Genomic DNA, 20,786 nt, shown 5'->3' on the forward strand with positions numbered 1-20,786 from the left:
CTATGCTATAGGCTAGTTTTCGCGCACTTTGCATCCGATAAATTAAAACTATGACAAAGGGATAATAAGCACACATTTTACGAGGGTTTATTTCCAAACAGGGGAGGAAGTGCGTTATAGTGATGGTTATATAACTGTCTGATTTAACGATCAATTAATGGATAGGGAGAGAATAATGAGCAACATATCATCAGATTGTAAGCAGCAATTAAAGGTCGGTGGAAAGGCTTTTGATATCTGGAGTTTGACTGCTTTACAAGATCAAGGTCATGCCATCAACAAGCTTCCTTTTTCAATACGAATTCTTTTAGAGAACGCTCTACGTAACCGTGATGGTCTGGGCGTTACCGATGAGCATATTGACACCCTAATGAACTGGGAGCCTATTCCAAAGCAAGAGGAGGTTCCCTATAAACCTGCGCGGGTTTTGATGCAGGACTTTACCGGCGTGCCAGCGGTTGTCGATCTGGCTTCAGTACGTCAGGAAGCAAGCCGTCATGGCGTGGATGCGAAAAAGATTAACCCGTTAATCCCGGTTGATTTGGTCGTGGACCATTCGGTGCAGGTGGATTTCTTCGGTAGTAAAACATCTCTAGAGCAGAATATTGAGATGGAATATGAGCGGAACCGCGAGCGTTATCAGTTCTTAAAGTGGGCACAAACAGCGTTCAATAATTTTACTGTAGTACCACCGGGAATGGGGATTTGTCACCAGGTCAATCTTGAGTACCTGGCGCAAGGTATTGTTGAGCGTGATGGCGCTTTATTTCCTGATACCTTGGTCGGCACTGATTCGCACACGCCAATGGTTAATGGTATTGGTGTGGTCGCCTGGGGTGTTGGCGGTATTGAAGCAGAGGCCGCCATTCTGGGTCAGCCGATTTATTTCATAATGCCGGAAGTCGTGGGTTTGAAACTAACTGGTAATTTGCCGATAGGCACAACAGCCACCGATATGGTGCTGACCATTACCGAATTGCTGCGTAAGCACGGTGTGGTCGGTAAATTTGTGGAAGTGTTTGGTGATGGTCTGGATAACCTGACGGTGACTGATCGCGCAACCATTTCCAATATGTCGCCAGAATTTGGTTGTACTGTAACCTATTTCCCCATTGATGATCGTACCCTTGATTACATGCGCGATACTAATCGTGATGAGGCGGTCATTGAGCGCGTTGAGACTTATTGCAAAAACAATATGCTGTGGCGTAAAGATGAAGACCAAATCAAATATAGCAGTGTGGTTGAGCTGGACTTAAGTTCGGTGGTACCCACCGTATCCGGACCTAAACGTCCACAAGACAAAATTGAAGTGACCAACCTGAAAGCCAAGTTCAAGTCATTGATGGAACTCAATTACGGGCGTAAGTATCAGCTTCTTGAAGAGCGTTCTCCTGCTGATAACGACAAAGGTATTATTAAAACAGTTGATGTCCCTGGCGAAGATTATCAGTTGCATGATGGGTCGATTGCGATCGCGGCAATCACTTCCTGTACCAATACTTCAAACCCAAGCGTCATGCTGGGCGCTGGTCTGGTAGCGAAAAAAGCCAATGACTTAGGGCTTAAAGTTAAGCCTTGGGTTAAAACGTCTTTAGCGCCTGGCTCGAAAGTGGTCACCGATTATCTGGAACACTCAGGTCTGATGGATGATCTTGAAGCGCTGAAATTCTTCTTGGTCGGTTATGGTTGTACTTCTTGTATCGGTAACTCGGGCCCACTGCCGGATGCAATCGGCAAAGCGGTCAAAGAGAATGACATGATCGTATCATCGGTATTGTCAGGTAACCGAAACTTCGAAGCACGCGTTCACTCTGATGTGAAGATGAACTTTTTGATGTCACCAATGCTGGTCGTGATTTATGCGCTGGCAGGTCGTGTTGATATTGATTTCGATAGCGAGCCAGTGACTTACACGGTAGATGATAAGCCTGTGTATTTTAAAGATTTATGGCCGTCGAATGAGGAAATCCAGAAAGTCATGAGCGATGTCTTAACGCCTGAAGACTATGCCAGAAACTATGGTGAGATTTTCGAAGGTAATGAGCAGTGGAAGAATCTGGAAGTTTCAAAAGACAAAGTCTACCAATGGGATGATAAGTCCACTTACATCAAGCAGGCGCCATTCTTCAAGGGTTTGAAACCGGAGATCGAACAGCCCGGCAATATTGAAGGCGCGCGAGTTCTGCTTAAGTTGGGCGACTCGATTACTACCGACCATATCTCGCCAGCTGGCGGCTTTCCAGAAAGCTCGCCCGCAGGTCAGTATCTTGTGAGCAAAGGTGTTGAAAAACGACTCTTCAATTCTTATGGCTCTCGTCGGGGTAACGACGAGGTGATGGTGCGCGGTACTTTTGCTAACGTTAGAATTAAAAACCAGTTAGTGGACAAAGAGGGTGGTTACACACGTTTTATACCAACGGGCGAAACCACGACCATATTTGATGCAGCGACAAAATATCAGGAGTCAAATACACCTCTGGTAGTGTTAGCTGGTAAAGAATACGGTAGCGGCTCATCGCGTGACTGGGCAGCCAAAGGGACAACCTTACTTGGCATAAAAGCGGTTATTGCAGAAAGCTACGAACGGATTCACCGCAGCAACCTGGTCGGGATGGGTGTGCTTCCATTGCAGTTTAAGCCCGGTGAAGATGCTGAGACCTTAGGTTTGAGAGGTGATGAAACCTATAATATTCGCGGCTTGGATCAAGGGATTTCGACAGGGCAAACGCTTCAAGTAGAAGCTGTTGCCAATGACGAGTCTGGCAAAGTCATCAAGTTTGAAGCGGTTTCACGTCTCGACTCTCGCGTTGAGCTGGAATACTACAAAAATGGTGGCATTTTGCACTATGTGCTGCGTCAGTTTATTAATCAGGCGTAATAGAAACTCGCTGAGTTAATAGCAATAACAGGAGTTTTATGACTGAGTCATCCAAAGCTCAATCAAAGCAATCCTCAAATGAAACCGCCTCAACTCTAGAGGCGGTTTATCAATCTCTCACTTCAGAAGATGATGGTCGCGTCTGCAAAGACATTCCCGATGCAGCTTGTCGCCATCAACCGAAAAATGTGGTTACTCATGTTATCTCTCTGACATCAACCAAGATGGCGGATGGCTTGATTGATCCAAAGCTGATCTTAAGTTGGTTGTTATCGGTTTTGGGCGCATCATCGTTCATGATTGGTCTGTTAGTGCCAATTCGAGAGGCGGGTGCTCTGTTACCACAACTTTTCACCGCGGGTGCTTTACGTCGCATGTCCCAACGAAAGTGGGCTTGGGCAGCCGGTAGTTTTGTGCAGGGCCTTTGTGCCATAGGTATGGCATTAAGTGCTCTTTTGCTGGCACCAGAAATAGCCGGTTGGACCATCCTGGGTTTACTTGCTGTTCTCGCAATCGCTCGTAGCGTGTGTTCGGTTTCCTATAAAGATGTGTTGGGAAAAACCGTTTCAAAATCCATGCGTGGACGCACTACGGGCTTGGCTGCATCGATTGCCGCTGGTGCCGTGATTGCCTATGCCCTGCTGTTAAGTTCAGGCTGGCTCGAAAGGCAAAGCTTGGTGCTCGGTGGTTTATTGGTGGCTGGAGCATTATGGATATTTGCCAGTGTTATCTTTACCAGTTTAGCTGAAGAAAAAGGGGCTACTGAAGGGGGAGGAAATCCATTAACCGTCGCGCGTGAAAATCTATCTTTACTGGTCAAGGATAAACAGTTGGTTCGCTTTATTAGCGTACGAGGATTGCTTATTGCGACGGCTCTCGCACCTCCTTTTATGGTGACTCTCGGTGAAGAGGGTGAGGGGGGCGATGTGTTAACGGGCCTCGGTTCGCTGGTTCTAGCGTCGGCATTAGCTAGCCTGTTAAGCAGTTATGTCTGGGGGCATTTGTCGGACCGATCGAGTCGTCGTGTACTGATGTATTCAGGACTTTTTGCTGCTGTTGCTTTAGCTCTTACCGCTTTATTTGACTGGCAAGGTTGGCTACATCAATCCGTTGTACTGCCTGCATTATTGTTTATCTTAATGATTGCTTATCATGGTGTCCGTCTGGGTCGTTCCACCCATCTTGTGGATATGGCAGATGCTGACAAGCGTGCCGCCTATACCGCACTTTCCAATACAATTATTGGCATACTGCTATTAGCCGGAGCAGTGTTTAGTGTGATTGCTGAATATTTTGGTTTGCGAACAGTGATGATAGTAATGACGGCAATGTGCTTGCTGTCGTCATGGATAGCGATGGGGTTGAAGGAAGTGCAGGACGAATAATAAGCAATTGATATATCGATGAATCTTAAGGTATAACAAGAGGGTTATTAAACAATAACAGCTATAACAATGGGGGAAATTATATGAATAAGTTACCTATGTGGTTCTGGGTTATTGCCATACTGTCTTTGGTCTGGAATCTGATTGGAGTTTATCAATACATCAGTATGCGTTTCATTACGCCAGAAGCTTTTGCGCAAATGGATGCGGCAATGCAGCAACTGCATAATGCTACTCCTGCCTGGGTCACGGGGGCTTTTGCAACCGCTGTTTTTTCAGGTGCTTTAGCCAGTATTTTACTACTGCTTAGAAAAAGTGTCGCTCAATTATTCTTTTTGATATCGTTAATCGCGGTTTTGGTTCAAGCGAGTTATATTCTGTTTATGAGTAACAGTATTGAGCTCATTGGAACCCAAGCAGCAGCGTTACCTGCGGTGTTATCGATTATGGGAATATTCTTACTATGGTTTTCGAACTTTAGTAAAAGCAGAGGTTGGTTATCATAATCTGAGTTGTCATATTAAAAAAGGCACGTGATGTGCCTTTTTTAATGGTTAAACTTCCTCGGCTGGTTAGAGTTCTTAAGCAACAATCTCTATAATACGCGACCACAGCCATTCTAGAACTTAGTGTTCGCTTGATATGAATTATCTTCAGTTTGTTAAATCCAATAAATATTTACTGCTATTCGGTTTTCTCTGTGTCTTTTTGGGCAACTTGGGGCAGACCTTTTTTATCTCACTATTTAATAAGGATTTGATCACTAACTTATTGTTAGAAAAGGATAATTTAAGCCTGGTCTATTCTGTCGCAACTCTGATTAGCGGTTTTACGCTATTTTTTGTCGGAGCCAAGATCGATGATATTCCAGTCAAGAAATTCACCACCTTGGTGGTGATTGGCTTGGTAGCTGCCTGTGTGGTTTTTGCCAGTAGCACCAATTTATGGATGTTATTTATTGCTTACCTGGGCATTCGACTCTGTGGCCAAGGACTTATGACCCACATTGCAGTCACTACTTTGATGCGCTACATGCCGAATCATCGAGGTAAAGCCGTGAGCTTGGCGCTGCAGGGGATGGGCGCAGGTGAAATTGTGTTGCCGATTATGGCGGTGCATTTGTTGCTGAACTATGGACACACCAGTAGCTGGCACCTATATGCTTTAGTCAGCAGTGTTGTGATGTTCCCCCTTATGATGTGGTGTTTACACAAAGCCAAGCTGGAGCCGATTAAGCGTGATACTGACGGTGTAGATGAATTAGAAGAAAATAATGACTGGACTCGCAAGCAGGTTATGAGAGATTGGCGTTTCTGGTTAATTCTGCCCGCTATTATTGCCCCAGCTTTTTTAATCACCGGGATATTTTTTCATCAGACATTATTAGTCGATAGTAAAGGTTGGCAGATTGAGTGGCTATCCGTTACTTTGGCAATTTATGGTGTTATTCATGTGGTCGGTGCCTTGGTGACAGGGCCTTTGGTTGATGCCAGTCATCCCCGCAAGTTTTTACGCTGGTATTTATTGCCATTAATTATAGGCGTTGCCTGCTTGTGGTACGGTCAAACTGACTGGTGGCTGATGGCCTTTATGATACTTGCAGGGATGACTGTTGCGGCCAATGGCCCAGTGGTCAATTCGTTTTATGCGGAAGTATTTGGTAATACCCATCTGGGAGCGATTCGTGCGTTGGTGTCCGCTGTTATGATTATTTCAACCGGTATTGCACCGTACCTGTTTTCGTTATTCGATGATATCAGCAACTTCCTGGCTTTTGCTTTTGCCTATGGTGTTATCTGTATTCTATTAATACAGAAAAAAATATTGGCTGAGAAGTCATAATGAGAAGTCATAAAAAAGGCGCTCAATTGAGCGCCCTTTTTACTCTCTGGGCTCGTGTTATTGATTAGCGTTCTGCTCAATGTATTGCTGCACACTCTCCGAGTGCTGCTCAACTTTCGCAATACAGAGCTCGATACTTTCAACGGCCTGCATGAAGGAGCGCGGCGCACCTGGGAGCTCTTCAACAATCGGTTCAAAGAAAGTCACAAAGTCTTTCTTCTTCTCTTCTGAACAGAAACCGTTGCCAATCACTGGTAATCGATTTTGGCCGAAAGGTGGAATGCGTGACTTTACGCCGTCGATGTTTTCTTTAAACCAATCCCACATCGCATCTTGTAATTTTGGGTCGTCCATCTGCCCCATTAAAATGTAATAGATTTCATTGTCACGCAATGACTCGGACAAAATCAGCTCACGTATTTCTGCGGCATACTCAGAATCTTGAACGGAGCCTAGCCCGGCTAACATGCGACCACGCACGGTTCCATCGTTTGACTCGTTCAGCTGCGACAGTAAATGCTCAGCGAAGGGGACGCCCAAGTCTTCTACCGCAACGACCATGGCCGTATTGATGACATTACTATCGGCTTTATCTGGGTGTAAGCCGCTATCCTTTTGATAGCCAGTGTAATCGGTGGCCATTTTGGTTAAGTAATGACGTAAGTTTTTGTCTCGCCCTTTGTCCGCTAAAAAGCTCACTAGAGCATTACGCATTTGAACTTCATCAACAGAGTCTTCTTTGCGGGTCACTAGTCCAAGCTCATCTAATTTCTTTTGATAGAGCTCACGATTTAAGCTGGCAAGAATAGCTTTGTCGTCTTCAGTATTAGCGACCTTGTCGTAAGCAAAGCTCAGCATATCGGTTGGCGCCATTGCAACTCGTGGCGATTCGGTATCAATGATTTCAGGAGCAACCTCAATCAGGTCGAGGAAATTTAGCTTGCCGGCATTGATGGCAGCGGAGAAGCTGTCATTTACTGAGATCATATCTTCGGTGGAAAGCATGTCTTTATGCTTCAGCAAACTCTGCCAATTCTCACCAGACATTGAGAAACGATAGTATCCCGCGCCTTCAGAATTGGGCATGACGTAGTCAGGGCAGCCGGCTTCAGGAAGCTCAATGCTGAATTCAGGCGTGTCGATTACGCTACAGTATTCGTGTTGGTTGCCATCAATAGCATATTCAATACAGGCTGGAATTTCCCAGTTTTGCTGACTCGAACCTTTTGAACCAATCGGTAAGTAACGTGACTGCGTTAGATCCAGCGTGGTTTTATCGTCTTTACAGTTCACCTCAATATGCAGGTAAGGTATACCCGGCTGCTCGAGGAAGCTGTTAAAAGCTGAGCGAATGGTTTCGACCGGTACTTTAGTTGATTTTTCACCGATAGCTGTAATGAAGTCATTGGCAGTAGCGGTTCCGAACTCATGCTTTTTCATATAATGCTGAATACCGGCACGAAACTCTTCGGGGGTCATGAATGACTCAATCATGCTTAAAACGCCGCCACCTTTTGAATAGGTGATACCATCAAAAGCTGACTGAATATCGTGGTTGCTTTCGATCGGTTGGCGAATCTGGCGCGCATTAATCAGGCTGTCCTGACGCATGGCTCCCAGCGAGCGTTCTAGCAAGGTCTGGCGGAATTTTTGCTCAGGATAAAGGTTGTTATTGGAGACATGAGCCATCCAGGTCGCAAAAGCCTCGTTAAGCCAAATATCATCCCACCATACTGGGGTGACCAGATTTCCAAACCATTGATGCGCCAATTCGTGAGCATGAACATTCATGTAAGCACGCTTTTGGTCCAATGAAATGGTGTCATCGAATAACAGCAATTGTTCACGATAGATAATCAGGCCAACATTTTCCATAGCGCCAAAATTGAAATCGGGTACTGCAACGATGTCGAGCTTGGCGTAGGGGTAGGGGATCTGGAAATACTCTTCCAGAGAATTCAAAATATCTTTGGTGTTTTCTAATGCATAGGTTAATTTTTTACCCTTGCCCTTAGTTGCAATACCGCGCAATGGAATTTCCCGAGCACGCACATCGGTTGTGGGAATGGCTTTCCATTCAACGACATCTAAATCACCGACTGCAAAAGCCACAAGATAGGTTGGCATAGGCTTTGAACGAGCATAGACAATTTCCTTCCAGCCATTATCCAGGTTCGTTTCTGTCACTGCGGGAGTATTGGTAAAGGCTTTATGGTTGGTACGCACTCTTATCGTATAGTTAAAAGGTACTTTAAATGCTGGCTCATCAAAACCTGGGAAGGCCAGACGCGCAGAGGTTGCTTCGAATTGAGAAAAGGCATAATTCAAACCGCCGTCATTCACACGATATAAGCCTTCTAAAGACTCGTTGAAAGGCGCTTGATAGATGATAGTTAGAGCAAAGTTACCAGCGGGCAGCGGCTGCTTAAAGCCAATTTTAGCAACGCCTGTCGGGTCGACCTCTTGATAAGTACCTTTGATAGACTCACCACTACTGAGCTTGGCTTCAACTGACTGAGCGGTGATGTCCTTACCATGTATCCAGAGGTGCTGAGTTGGAGTTTCCAGCTCTACATTGATTTTAACCGAGCCAGAAAAAGTATCCTGGTCAGGATCAATGCTTAAGTTAAGCCAATACATCGTCGGCCGTGCCAGCTCGGGCAGGCGACCCGTTGGAATCTCGGCAGGATAATCGCTTTCAAATTCTGCAGCATCGGGCAAGTCCGAGACTTCTTCTGGAAGTTCAGATTCAGCGATAGATTTAACCACGGTCTCATGTTCAGAAACCTGAGTTTTGCGAGAATCCTCTTGTTGCTGTTTGTCATCAGGCTGGCAGCCAAATGTTAAAAATCCGGCCAAAAGATAAATAGTGGCCAAATATGATTTACTCATTACTATCCCCTTAAGTGTTATCAACCTCATTTTTGGCTAACTCGCTATTATTAAGTACTTTTTCGGAGTTTAGCCAGACCCTCTTGTCAGCATAATACTCTAAAGGTAGCCAAATTAGAGAGATTTCTTAATATCCTGTTACAATTCATGTCCGAGAACCTACCTGTGACATTAGGGATTTACAGTAAAATTCAAGGTTTTAGGGGATTGCTCAGCTGCCGTATTTCACGTTTTATTCATAAATGTGGCTTATAGTGACTCACAAATCTCGAAAGGTGCGATTTGCTGGCGTATACGATTAGTCGTTTAGCAAGCGCTCATTGATATTTTCATACTCAGTCCGAAACCACTATGACAACACAGAACCAACAGCGCAAAAAGAAAGCCCTGCTAACCTACATACTGCCACTAGCGATTTTAGTGGTGGCTTCTTTTGTTACTTACAAAATGCTTAACAGCAAGCCTGTGGCATTTAACCGGCCCAATATTGAGCAGGTTGAAACGGTGGACGTAAAGGCATTAAAGCTGGTCGATCATCAAATATTTGTAGACTCTTACGGCACAATCGAGCCGACGACTTCCGGTAATCTGGTTGCCCAGGCCTCTGGTGTTGTCACCTGGGTCGCGCCTAATTTCGAGAGTGGTCGCTTGTTTAGCAAGGGTGATACGTTACTCCGAATTGACCGTCGTGATTATGAGATTGAGGTGACTATCGCTGAATCGGAAGTGGCTAATGCTCAATTGGCATTAAATGAAGAAATCGCTCGCTCCGATCAGGCGTTAAGAGACTGGAACAAAATCAATCCAAACCGTGAGGCCAGTGCTCTGGTTTTACGCCAGCCACAAATGGCCTCCGCGCAAGCACAACTGGCGGCAGCTAAAGCACGTTTGGCTAAAGCCAAATTGAATTTAAGTCGTACTAACATTCAAGCGCCCTATGACGGCTATATCGTGCAAAAGCTGTCTGATTTAGGTCAGTTGGTTAATTCTAATATGCCGGTTGCCAGTATTTTCGCCAGTAATTCGTTAGAGGTACGTTTGCCGGTTGCTAGTAACCGAGTGGGTTATTTGCAGTTTGGTGATGAAGAGAATAAACCTAAAATCCGTTTGATTGCCGATTTTGCGGGCGAGCAGAAGATTTGGTTAGCGGAACTGGATCGGACTGATAGTGTTATCGACGATACGACGCGCCAGTGGTTTGTTACTGCAAAGTTACCCGGTTCTATCTTGAAAGATGAGCCTTATCTTAAAGCGGGGCAGTTCGTAAGCGCACAAATTGAAGGCCGCCTACTGCAAGACGTTTTCGTCATCCCATCTAAGTTGATTTCGCAAAATAACGAGGTGTTTATTTTTAGCGAAGGTCAGCTGCGTAGACAAAAAGTCGCGGTTCTCTGGAAGGGCGAAGATAAAAGTGTTGTAGATCCCGAGAATTCTGGCGAACTGGTCAGGGAAGGTAACTTGCTGGTCACCAGCTTGTTGAGCTTTGTTGCGGATGGCGCTAAGGCTCAGGTTCGTGGCGAGTCAGCTAACAAAGATAGTAAAGAACCATCAGGCGGTAAGCGGGAGGCTAAACTATGATCGCATGGTTTGCCCGCAATCCTGTTGCGGCCAATTTGTTGATGGTGGTGATTTTAGTTGCCGGTATATTCACTATCTCGCAACGTGTTCCCATTGAAACTTTCCCCACCACTGAGCTTCAGTATATTAATGTTACTGTACCTTTTCGTGGCGCAACTCCGGAAGAAGTCGAGCAAACCATTTCAACTCGAATTGAAGAGGCTATCTATGATCTGGATGGGATCAAGCAGCTGACCTCTCGCTCTTCGGAAAATGTTTCCCAAGTCACGATTGAAGTTGAAGATGATTTTGATGTTAAAGAATTACTAGATGAAATAAAGAGCCGTGTTGGTGCAATCAATACTTTGCCTGCCGAGGCGGAGCGACCGATTGTTCAGCAGGTTGAGCGCCGCAGAGAAACAATCAGTGTTGTGGTCAGCGGCGATCTCCCTGAAAAAGAATTACGACAATACTCTGAAATCATTCAAGAAGAGTTATCGTCCTTACCCGGCTTAACCCAAATTGAAACTTCAGGTGCGCGCGCTTTTGAAATCGCCATAGAGGTGAACCAGAACCTGCTGAATGAATATGGCTTAACCTTGCAAGAGTTAGCCAACGCAATCAATAGCCGCTCGTTGGATTTATCGGCGGGGCAGGTAAAGTCAGAGCGAGGTGAAATTTTATTACGACTCAAAGCGCAGTCATACACCCAGGATGATTTTTCGCAAATTCCGGTGTTAACCAGACCAGACGGCACTATCTTGATGCTTAGCGATTTGGCGGTTATCAGGGACGGTTTTGAGGAAGAAAGTCTAAATACTCGATTTGATGGCAAGTCTTCGGTTGAGTTAGAGATTTTTCGAACCGGTGATCAAAGTGCGATTGATGTTGCGCAACGGGTCAAAGATTACGTGGCTGCGAAACAATCTGAGCTGCCCGCAGGAGTCAGTTTGTCGATTTGGCGTGACCGCTCTAAGAGTGTTAACGCGCGCCTCAACACTTTGGTCACCAGCGCTCTTCAAGGTGGCTTGTTGGTCATTATATTGCTCGCCCTGTTCCTTCGTCCAAGTATTGCGATGTGGGTTAGCCTTGGTATTCCTATTGCTTTCGCTGGCGGTATGGCGCTAATGCCCGAGATGGGGGTGACCGTTAACTTAATCAGTTTGTTTGCCTTTATTCTGGTGCTCGGGATTGTGGTCGATGATGCTATTGTCACCGGTGAAAATATTTACAGTCATTTGAACCGGGGCGATGATCCATTAGAGGCAGCCATTAACGGAACCAAGGAAGTGGCGGTGCCGGTTACCTTCGGTGTCATTACCACTATGGCTGCCTTCGTTCCCCTGAGTTTCATTGGTGGTGGTTGGGGTTCATTCTATTCGTCTATTCCACTGATCGTTATTCCAGTTCTGATTTTTTCATTGGTTGAGTCGAAACTTATTCTGCCAGCTCATATTGGGCACATGAAAAAACTTAACGCAAAAAATGATAATAAGCTGGTGCAGTATCAACAGAAATTCGCCAAAGGCTTTGAAGACTTTGTGCTGAGGTTTTATAAGCCAGCACTAAAATTTGCGTTAGCCCATTGGCAGTTGTCATTAGCAATATTTTTAGCATTTGGACTATTTGTCTGGGCTGCCGTTTCCAGTGGCATGACCCGTTTTATCTTCTTCCCACGTATTCAATCGGAAATTGCTCGGGCAACGGTGGTGATGCCAGAAGGTACGCCGTTTGAGCTAACCGATAGTTATGTTCAGCGTATGACAGAAGCAGCGCTTGAGTTGAAAGAAAAGTATCGCGAAGAGGATGGAAAGAGCATCGTTGAGCATATTTTCTCAGTCAGCGGCTATGGTGGGGGCGGTGGTGCTGTCAGCTCCAGTAATGGTTTGGTGATGTTTGAGATTACCGCGCCCGAAGAACGCGACAGTGAAATAACCAGTGCAGAGCTGGTCAACGAGTGGCGAAAATTGATTGGCCCATTGCCGGGTGTGGAAAGTTTGACCTATCGAGCTGAAATTGGTCGTAATCGTGATCCGGTTGATGTGCAACTTAGAGGTTCCAATATTCAGCGATTGAGTGGGGCAGCACTTGAAGTCAAAGAAATGTTAGGTGGCATTGATGGAGTGTTCGATGTTTCGGATAGTTTCTCTAAGGGTAAGCAGGAGATCCAGTTCCGCTTAAAGCCTCAGGCAGAAACCCTGGGCTTGACCTTAAGTGATCTCGCGCGTCAGGTCAGAAGTTCATATTTTGGTGTTGAGGTGCAGCGAATTCAGCGGGGGCGTGAAGATGTTCGTGTGATGTTGCGTCTGGCCAAAGAGGAGCGTAGTACTCTGGATGGACTCAACGGTTTGCTGATTGAAACACCAGTTGGAGCAAAAGTACCACTGGAGCAGCTAGCAGATTTATCCTACGGTAACAGTCCTTCAAGCATAACTCGGATTAACCGTCAGCGTACTTTGAACATAACCGCGGATGTGGAAAAAGAAACTGCAGACATTGAAGCAATTAAGCGACGCATACATCAGGAAACCACTGAAATTCTCGAGAGTTATCCTGGCGTTTCTTATTCTCTGGAAGGTGAGGCTCGTGAGCAAGAGGAGTCCACCAGTCGTCTAACCATTAGCCTATACTTTGTGCTGTTTGCCATTTATATTTTATTGGCCATTCCATTTAAATCTTATATTCAGCCCTTTATTGTGATGTCAGTGATTCCGTTTGGTGCTTGTATGGCCATTGTGGGCCACTGGATTATGGGCATGTCGTTAAGCGTGATGAGCCTTATGGGCATGTTGGCGTTAACGGGTGTGGTGGTAAATGATAGTCTGGTGTTGGTCGATTATATTAATCAACAGCGACGCAAGCATGGAGAAAGTTTGCTCGATGCGGTGCTGCATGCAGGGGTGAGACGTTTGCGTCCGGTGATGTTAACCTCATTGACAACATTTGCTGGCTTGATGCCATTGATCTTCGAAAAATCAACTCAGGCACAATTCCTTATCCCGATGGGCGTCTCTCTAGGCTTCGGTATTTTATTCTCAACTTTGGTGACGCTGGTGTTAGTACCACTGCTGTATTACAAAGCGGCACAGGTGAAGCACTATTTTCAGAGACAACTAACCTAAATTGAACTCGGTAGTTCATTTGAACTACCGAGTTTATGACGCAGCGCTAGTTAAGTAGAGGTAGCAAGCGTATCATAGAAGGTTCAAGTGAATGGACCAGCTCAGCTAGTTTGAAAACCATGGATGTTTCAGCCAATAATATTTTTGCCTCTTTTCCTGCTTCGTTACAGAAAAGACTCAACACCTCAATAACTGTACACAAATTTCCCGCCGGAAAAGTACTTTTCGGCACTCAGCAAGCTATTAGTGCGCTTTATTTCCCCATAGATTGCGTTATCAGTTCGATTTACGAAATTTATGATGGCGATGAGGTGCAAATAGCCTGCCTTGGTAGCCATGACATTTGTGGTGATGCGATTTTTTGGGGACATAAACAATCACCGCTCAGGGCTGAAGTGCTGTTTCCTGGGCAGGTTTTAATGCTACCTGCCAAAGAGGCGCTTTATTGGTTTAACAATGATAGGGACTTTCGTGAGCTTATCTTAAAAGCCAGTACAAAGACCAGTCATCAAATGCTGCAGAAAATCGCCTGTTACCGATTTCATACAATCCAACAACAGCTTTGTTACTGGTTGCTTGAGGTGGCCGATAAGATAGATGCACCTATTCTGGACGTGACTCATGAACAGATCGGTCACTTATTGGGCGTTAGGCGAGAGGGTGTTTCAGAAGCTGCCCATAAGTTACAACTGAAGGGTATCATCGATTATAAAAGAGGGCATATAAAGATAGTTGACCGGAAGCGTCTAGAGCAACTTACCTGTGAGTGCTACAACGACTTAAAACAATTAAATAGGCTGATAAATTAAACACCCCGAAAGCGAACTTGCGGGGTGTCAAAAGGTTTAACTATAACGATCGAATGATATTATTTCTGATCGCTACGACCAGGAGCACCTTTTTTGATGTCTTGTCGCTTATCTTCACCGTGTTTTGGATTGGCTTGTTTTTGTTCGCTTTTTGTTGGTGGGGCTTGCTTTTCTTTATTGGGATTACCGTTATTATTACTCATAAAATTTTCCTTGTAGTTCACGAGTCCACAACGTGCAGCAGAATGCTACGCGTTGATACAACCACTATGTGCTTAACTGAAGTCTTTATCTGTACGCTAGCGAACTAAGATAGAACGATACTAAGAACTATGACTCATCTTAAGCATATAACTATTCCATAACATCTTAAGCATTGGCTTTTCTTGGCTTAAGGGTGAGTCGGACAAAACAAGGTGTCAGTGAATAGTTGCAATCTGAGAAAGCAAAACGCCCCGAAAGCGAACTTTCGAGGCGTTAAATTGTTAGATTAAGCTAATGAACAGAATTATTTTTTACCGCTACGGCTAGGAGCGCCTTTGGCTGCATTTTGTTTTGGAGCAGCTTGCTTAGGTGCGCTTTTGCTAGCAGGAGCTTGTTTCGCTTTATTACTCATAGGATTCTCCTTAAAGGTCATGAGTTACCGGCGAACAACACCATGCTGAACGCCGATGTGCATAATGTGTTCCTATTTTAAATTCTGATCTGTACGGTGGCGCACAAAGCGAATAAAAATTTAACTAATTTATGCAAGGTAGACTTCAGGTAGATGTAACGGCTGAGTACTTGTTTGCACTCAGCCAGCTTTCACAATCAAAGATGGTATAGATTAAGGCCAAGGGTAGTAGCCGTAGGCTTGCTCAATAAGTGGTGGCAAAGGTTCGGTCGGGCTGGTTTGGCTATACCCGCCTCCCAAAGCATCTTCGTATTTAACCCCAATAAGATAATCAACAAACCCATCAGGGAATTGATTAGACTCAATTTCTAAGCCTATGGCATTAAACATATGTGCGTCAGAAATTGGGAAAGGTGTTGGCAAGTAGATAGTTCTTTGGCCATAGCCATGCCAGTTTGTAACCAACTTAAATCCAGCTCCATCCATCTCTGACTTGGCTCGTTTAAACAATTGGATCGTCATGTTCTTGCCATCAAGCAGGATAGTTTCCTGATCGACTAGAACATCAGGTGTAACATCTTGAAGAAAACCGTTAGCGTCATAAATAGATGGGCCTACGCTCATGTTGACATCATCGAGCACACCTTCCAGCTCAACAACATTGAGTGAGATATAAACATCCTCATTGGAAACTAATGGTTGCGGAGCCATGACTTGAACTAGTATTTTACGATAGACCCAAACATCCTCAACGACAGCTTTATAGGAGCCGTTAGTATATTTGAAGTTGCCTGCCTTAAAGTTGGTAGCATTTTCGAAAACAATTTCTAGCTCGTCGATTTGCATCATCGGATCATGATAAGAATTCGAGGCTTTAATTTTAATTTTCTTAGCGTAACCTAAATCGAGACCTGGGTAGGTTACACTAGAACCTCCTGATGGATAAGGAATTTCAAATTGAAAGTCTTCAGCTTGGGTGGTGGTGGTAGAAAAAATGGTGAAAATGGTGAGAAAAGCAATAATAGCTTTCATAAATTTCTCCTTCATACATTATTTGAATAATTAGTCCTGAATTGTGAAAGCACCAGAATGCTAGCACAGCAGATAAAGTAACAACAATATGTAAAGACAATAATCAATGAAGACGATGATTGTTCAGTTTCGTTGTGGAAGTATTGTTGATAGACAAGCTGGTTAGAATTGATACAATCAATTAACCGATGCAAATATGACTTGAGGCAAGTGTATGGTTATGGTGGCTCAGATTAAGCTAAGAACGATAATTATCATCACCTTGCTATCATTTTATTTTTTGTCAGTTACGTCGCAGGCCGCGGAGCCAGAGCAACAGATTACGTTAGAAGAGTTACAACAACTACCAGCTTTCCCAGACGAGTATACAGTTCGTACATACTATGCACGAATCGATTGGCTTAATACGCAAATCGAACAGGATAATAGCGACGTTCTGGACTATCATTTAAAGCGAGAGTTAGCCTTTCAACATTTTTCCCAGTATAAGAACAATCAAGCGCATGAAGTCTGTCAATACAATCCTCCTTTAGATTTTGATTTAAGATATCGCTTTATTTGCATTGCTTCTAACAATCAGGGGTATGAAGAGCCGATTCAGAAACTTTGGGGTTTATATAATGACGCCATGGCGGCTGGTTGGAATGACACAGCCGCACATGCCTTAACTACGATGGGGTGGATGCAGTCGAGTAATGGCGATATTGCTTCGGCATTCCAGAGTTATGAGCAGGCACTAACACTGGGTGAAGACATCGATATCTTTAGTATGACTGATATCATGATTAATACTGCCACACTTTATATCGTGCATGGTGATGAAGACTATATGCAGAGAGGTTTAGATCTTCATAAAGAGTCACTTCAAAAATTAAGGGCTCAGATAGAAGAGCAGCCGGAACAAGCGAGTCGTATCGAGTCAAACATTGAAGTTGTACTTTATAATCTTGGTATTGCTTACACTTTACACTTCGAGGATTATGAGCGAGCGCTGGAATGGTTTGGTAAAATCACGACCAACCAAACGGGCATCGAGAAAGCAGCCTTAGTTTTCTCGGCGTTGGCAGCTGTAGAATTGGGCAAAGAGAAGTTAGCTCAACAATATTTAAATGATTCTTACAGAGTAGCCTCTAGTGAACGAGTTGATACTGAATACTTGAAGTGTTACCAGCAATTGGTAGAAGTAAAACTAGGTCGTTCTGAAAGCCTTGAAACCTGCAATAATCTTAATGAACTGACTCCTCTAGAGTCTGAACTTGATATCTATAAGCGCATATCCAGACTTGACGATCCAGAGTTACGGTATAGTGGGCTCGTGAATCTTTATACATTATTTATCGAAGAGCTGGAGCCTCAGCTTAAATACAGTTCCTCCAGAGCGGCATCAACGGCTGAGTTAAATCGTCTACAACAGGAATCGAGATTAAAAAGCCAATTGATTGAAAAAGAGCAGGCACTCAAGATATCTGAGAAAGAAAAAAGTAAAGGGCAGATACGACTCGCGATAGCAATCACGTTAATTTTATTGATGGCAATTCTGATGATTGCTATTCGTTTAAACCAAAAACGTAAGCTGGCTGAACAATACGAAGCGTTGAGTGTGATAGACGTTTTGACTGGCCTTCATAACAGACGCTATTTCGAGCAAAATATTAAACGAGAGCTAAGCTTTGTCGAGCGCTCAAAGAATAATGGTTCGCAACAAGCGATCGGAGTTTACCTGATAGATATCGATCACTTCAAAAAAGTGAATGATACATACGGTCACGATGTGGGCGATAAAGTACTGACTGAATTTACCAGTCGTATTCAATCGGCGATACGTGAAACCGATATGTTCATTCGTTGGGGCGGTGAGGAGTTTCTTTTGGTCGCAAGACTGGAGCAGAGCGAGGATCATAAATTTATTGCTAACCGAATTAGTAAAGCGATCACTGATAGCCCATTCGCTGTGGGGGCTGACACCACCATTAACGTCACTTGCACGATAGGTTCGACTATCTATCCATATGCTTCAAATCAGGATACAGCAACTCATTGGAGCAATCTGGTACAGCTGGCAGACCTCGCGCTTTATTATAGCAAGAGAAAGCAGCGAAACTGCTGGGTTTGTATCGAAGGAGTTGTCGTTGATAAATCGTTAGATGAAATATTAAATCAGGATCTTAAGGTTTCTCTGAAAAGTGGAGCGGTCAGTATTAGCAGTTCGTTCGATTCAGGCCAAAGTGAGTAATGAGTCCGTTTAAATTTTGTATCATATTGCTTTGAGCATGCGACAGGGTATTATCAGTCCAAAGTATCTCACTCATAAAATATTAATGAAGACTTATTATAAAGTTGCCTTGCTCATCGTCTTAGTCCTGATTTCAATCCAAGCTAACGCCAACGGCTCGATATTAATAACCAACACTAAAGTCATTGATTCTGAATTCACTTTAGAGAAAGCCGATGTGCTTATCATCGATGGCATCATTGAAAAAGTTGAACCCAATATCAAAGTTGAAGCCAGTATTAAGCTTATCGAAGGAACCAACACCACACTCATTCCCAGCTTTGTCGCTACCCACAACCATCTGCATATGCCCGGTGCAACATTTCTTGGTGAGGCTGGCGCGAGACTCTACCTAGCCGGTGGTGTAACAACCATGCAGACTACTGGCGCTGCTGAACCACTAAAAGAGTTACAGCTCAAGCAGGATATTGAGCAAGGAAAAGCTGCAGGCCCAGATATTGTGGCAACGGGCCCATACTTTACTGGGCCTGATGGTAATGCCGTTATGTTGCGCATTACCGATACAGAAGCTATTGATAAAGAGATTGGCCAATGGGTCGATAGAGGTGTGAGCTGGTTTAAGGTTTACCGCCACACTACTGAAACACAACTGAAAACCATTATTGAATCTGCTCATAAGCGAGGAGCGAAAGTTACCGGTCACCTGTGCAGCATCACAATGCAGCAGGCAGCGGAGCTTGGCATTGATGCGATTGAGCATGGTTTCATTCACGCCTATGATTTCGCAGAAGACAAATCAGCCGGAGAATGTGGTGGCAGCAACAGCTATCGAAGTTCGCTGGATATTCAGGGTGAAGCGCTAGAACAGTTACACGAGACGTTGATAGCGAATGAAGTTGCGATTAGTTCGACTCCCTCCATATTTGAAGCGCAAACGCCGAACACTCAGATTAATCCAGCCTACAAAACTTATCTTGCGCCGCATCTTTTGGAGCGTGCTGAAAACTATCTGCAAAGGCGAGAAAAAGCAGGTGACAGCTGGTACTTTAAACAAGAGTGGTTGGAGAGAACGCTAGAGCATGACTTATTATTCCTCAAGCGAGGCGGCTTACTCACCATAGGCCCCGATCCAGGCTTGCACAGTATTCCAGGCTTTGCCGACCGACGAAATTTCGAACTGCTGATTGAAGGCGGCTTTACCATTCAGGAAGCGATTCAGGCGATGAGTGCCAATGGTGCTAAATTGTTAGGCTTTAATGATAGAGGTTATATCAAAGAGAGTTATCGAGCTGACCTGATTATCGTAAAGGGCGACTTAGAAATCACGCCGCAAAATATTAATGACATTAAACTGGTTATTAAAAATGGCGCGGTATACACGCCGAAAGATTTACGCAAAGGTTTAGAAGGCCAATTAGGAAAAGGATCAGGAGAATGAACATTAAAACAATTGGAATGTTATTATTAGTCTCTTGTATAGCTTTCTACTCAGCCCAGAGTCTGGCTAAAGACAGCAAAAAAATTGCAGTAACCATTGATGACCTTCCGTTTACAGCAAGCACTCAGAAGACGCTAGATGAAAAGACTGAGCTGACTAAGCAACTACTCGCCAGCCTAAAGAAGCATGACATTGAAGCCGTTGGCTTTGTGAATGAGAAAAAGTTGTTGGTAGAAGATGAAGTCGATGGACACATTGCCATTCTTGAGCAATGGCTAGAAGCGGGCATGGAACTAGGCAATCATACCTTTGATCATTCAGGTATGAATCAAACCTCACTAGACGCCATGAAAGAATCTGTGATTAAAGGGCGAGTCGTCAGCGACTGGCTATCCAAAAAATACAACAAACCCTATCGTTATTTCAGGCATCCCTTTACCCAGACCGGCAATAGTGTTGAAGATAAAACAGAGTTCGAAAACTTCTTGAAGCAGCAAGGACTCAAAGTCGCACCATTTACCATCGAACATACCGACTACCTGTTTTCCTGTGCTTATGATAGGTCTAATGGCTCTGAAGAAAATATTGCTCAAATTAAAGAAGACTACCTCCTGCATTTAAACGATGCCCTAGATGCCTTCGAAACCATGAGCGATGAACTTTTTGACAGACAGATCCCACAAATTTGGTTGATACACGCCAACGCCATTAATGCAGAAACTCTTGATAAGCAATTGGGACTACTCAAAGCCAGAAACTATGAATTTATAACTCTGGAACAAGCTGTGAAGGATCCTGCCTATCAAATTGAAACGGCACCCAGCAAACGCTTCGGCCCCTCATGGTTAATGCGTTGGGCGAAACAACTCAAGGAAAAACTGTCAGTATATGGTCAACCTGAACCGCCCGAAGGAGTAATGGGGCTTTATAAAGAATTGTGTCATTAAGAAATCAATTAGGAATTAGTGGTTTCTAGAAA

Annotated in this window: 13 protein-coding genes; 10 read left to right on the top strand and 3 right to left on the bottom strand. The window is 44.3% G+C overall.

Annotated features, from left to right (window positions below):
- The first annotated feature begins 175 nt into the window (after window positions 1-175).
- The 4 genes from acnA (at window position 176) to ACN0VI_RS03940 (ending at window position 6,108) form a co-directional block, all read left to right on the top strand.
- Entirely contained in the window at window positions 176-2,881 is a 2,706-nt protein-coding gene (gene acnA, locus ACN0VI_RS03925) for an aconitate hydratase AcnA (RefSeq protein WP_417445839.1), read from the top strand.
- Window positions 2,882-2,919: 38 nt separating this feature from the next.
- Entirely contained in the window at window positions 2,920-4,266 is a 1,347-nt protein-coding gene (locus ACN0VI_RS03930; protein ID WP_417445840.1) for an MFS transporter, read from the top strand.
- A gap of 83 nt (window positions 4,267-4,349) precedes the next feature.
- Window positions 4,350-4,772, top strand: a complete 423-nt coding sequence (locus ACN0VI_RS03935; RefSeq protein ID WP_331889524.1) for a hypothetical protein — start codon at window positions 4,350-4,352, stop codon at window positions 4,770-4,772.
- Window positions 4,773-4,908: 136 nt separating this feature from the next.
- The gene (locus tag ACN0VI_RS03940; RefSeq protein ID WP_417445841.1) at window positions 4,909-6,108 is read left to right on the top strand and encodes an MFS transporter; all 1,200 of its coding nucleotides are present in this window, start codon (window positions 4,909-4,911) and stop codon (window positions 6,106-6,108) included.
- Window positions 6,109-6,165: 57 nt separating this feature from the next.
- On the opposite strand, the gene ACN0VI_RS03945 is transcribed toward ACN0VI_RS03940, so the two are convergent.
- On the bottom strand, window positions 6,166-9,000 hold the full coding sequence (locus ACN0VI_RS03945; RefSeq protein ID WP_417445842.1) for a M1 family metallopeptidase: 2,835 nt from the start codon (window positions 8,998-9,000) through the stop codon (window positions 6,166-6,168).
- Window positions 9,001-9,351: 351 nt separating this feature from the next.
- Between ACN0VI_RS03945 and ACN0VI_RS03950 the strand changes: the two genes are divergently transcribed.
- The 3 genes from ACN0VI_RS03950 (at window position 9,352) to ACN0VI_RS03960 (ending at window position 14,488) form a co-directional block, all read left to right on the top strand.
- Window positions 9,352-10,578 (top strand): efflux RND transporter periplasmic adaptor subunit, encoded by a 1,227-nt coding sequence (locus tag ACN0VI_RS03950; protein WP_417445843.1) that lies wholly within the window; start codon window positions 9,352-9,354, stop codon window positions 10,576-10,578.
- Window positions 10,575-13,679 carry an efflux RND transporter permease subunit gene (locus ACN0VI_RS03955; protein ID WP_417445844.1) on the top strand — a complete coding sequence of 1,035 codons (3,105 nt, stop codon included), beginning with the start codon at window positions 10,575-10,577 and terminating at the stop codon, window positions 13,677-13,679. Before ACN0VI_RS03950 ends, ACN0VI_RS03955 begins: the two co-directional genes overlap by 4 nt.
- A gap of 119 nt (window positions 13,680-13,798) precedes the next feature.
- Entirely contained in the window at window positions 13,799-14,488 is a 690-nt protein-coding gene (locus ACN0VI_RS03960; RefSeq protein ID WP_417446566.1) for a Crp/Fnr family transcriptional regulator, read from the top strand.
- 59 nt (window positions 14,489-14,547) lie between these two features.
- Here the strand turns inward: ACN0VI_RS03960 and ACN0VI_RS03965 are convergent, their stop codons facing one another.
- Window positions 14,548-14,691, bottom strand: a complete 144-nt coding sequence (locus tag ACN0VI_RS03965; RefSeq protein ID WP_417445845.1) for a hypothetical protein — start codon at window positions 14,689-14,691, stop codon at window positions 14,548-14,550.
- Between the two features lie 626 nt (window positions 14,692-15,317).
- The gene (locus tag ACN0VI_RS03970) at window positions 15,318-16,136 is read right to left on the bottom strand and encodes a hypothetical protein (RefSeq protein WP_417445846.1); all 819 of its coding nucleotides are present in this window, start codon (window positions 16,134-16,136) and stop codon (window positions 15,318-15,320) included.
- 214 nt (window positions 16,137-16,350) lie between these two features.
- On the opposite strand from ACN0VI_RS03970, the gene ACN0VI_RS03975 reads away from it, so the two are divergent.
- The 3 genes from ACN0VI_RS03975 to ACN0VI_RS03985 all read left to right on the top strand — a co-directional run bounded on the left by ACN0VI_RS03975 (window position 16,351) and on the right by ACN0VI_RS03985 (window position 20,754).
- Entirely contained in the window at window positions 16,351-18,369 is a 2,019-nt protein-coding gene (locus ACN0VI_RS03975) for a diguanylate cyclase (protein WP_417445847.1), read from the top strand.
- A gap of 85 nt (window positions 18,370-18,454) precedes the next feature.
- Entirely contained in the window at window positions 18,455-19,807 is a 1,353-nt protein-coding gene (locus tag ACN0VI_RS03980; protein ID WP_417445848.1) for an amidohydrolase family protein, read from the top strand.
- Window positions 19,804-20,754: a polysaccharide deacetylase family protein gene (locus tag ACN0VI_RS03985; RefSeq protein ID WP_417445849.1), complete on the top strand. Its 951-nt coding sequence runs from the start codon at window positions 19,804-19,806 to the stop codon at window positions 20,752-20,754. The genes ACN0VI_RS03980 and ACN0VI_RS03985 overlap by 4 nt, the downstream gene beginning before the upstream one ends.
- Window positions 20,755-20,786: the final 32 nt, after the last annotated feature.

Source organism: Kangiella sp., from assembly GCF_048265365.1.
Taxonomy (GTDB): Bacteria; Pseudomonadota; Gammaproteobacteria; order Enterobacterales; family Kangiellaceae; genus Kangiella.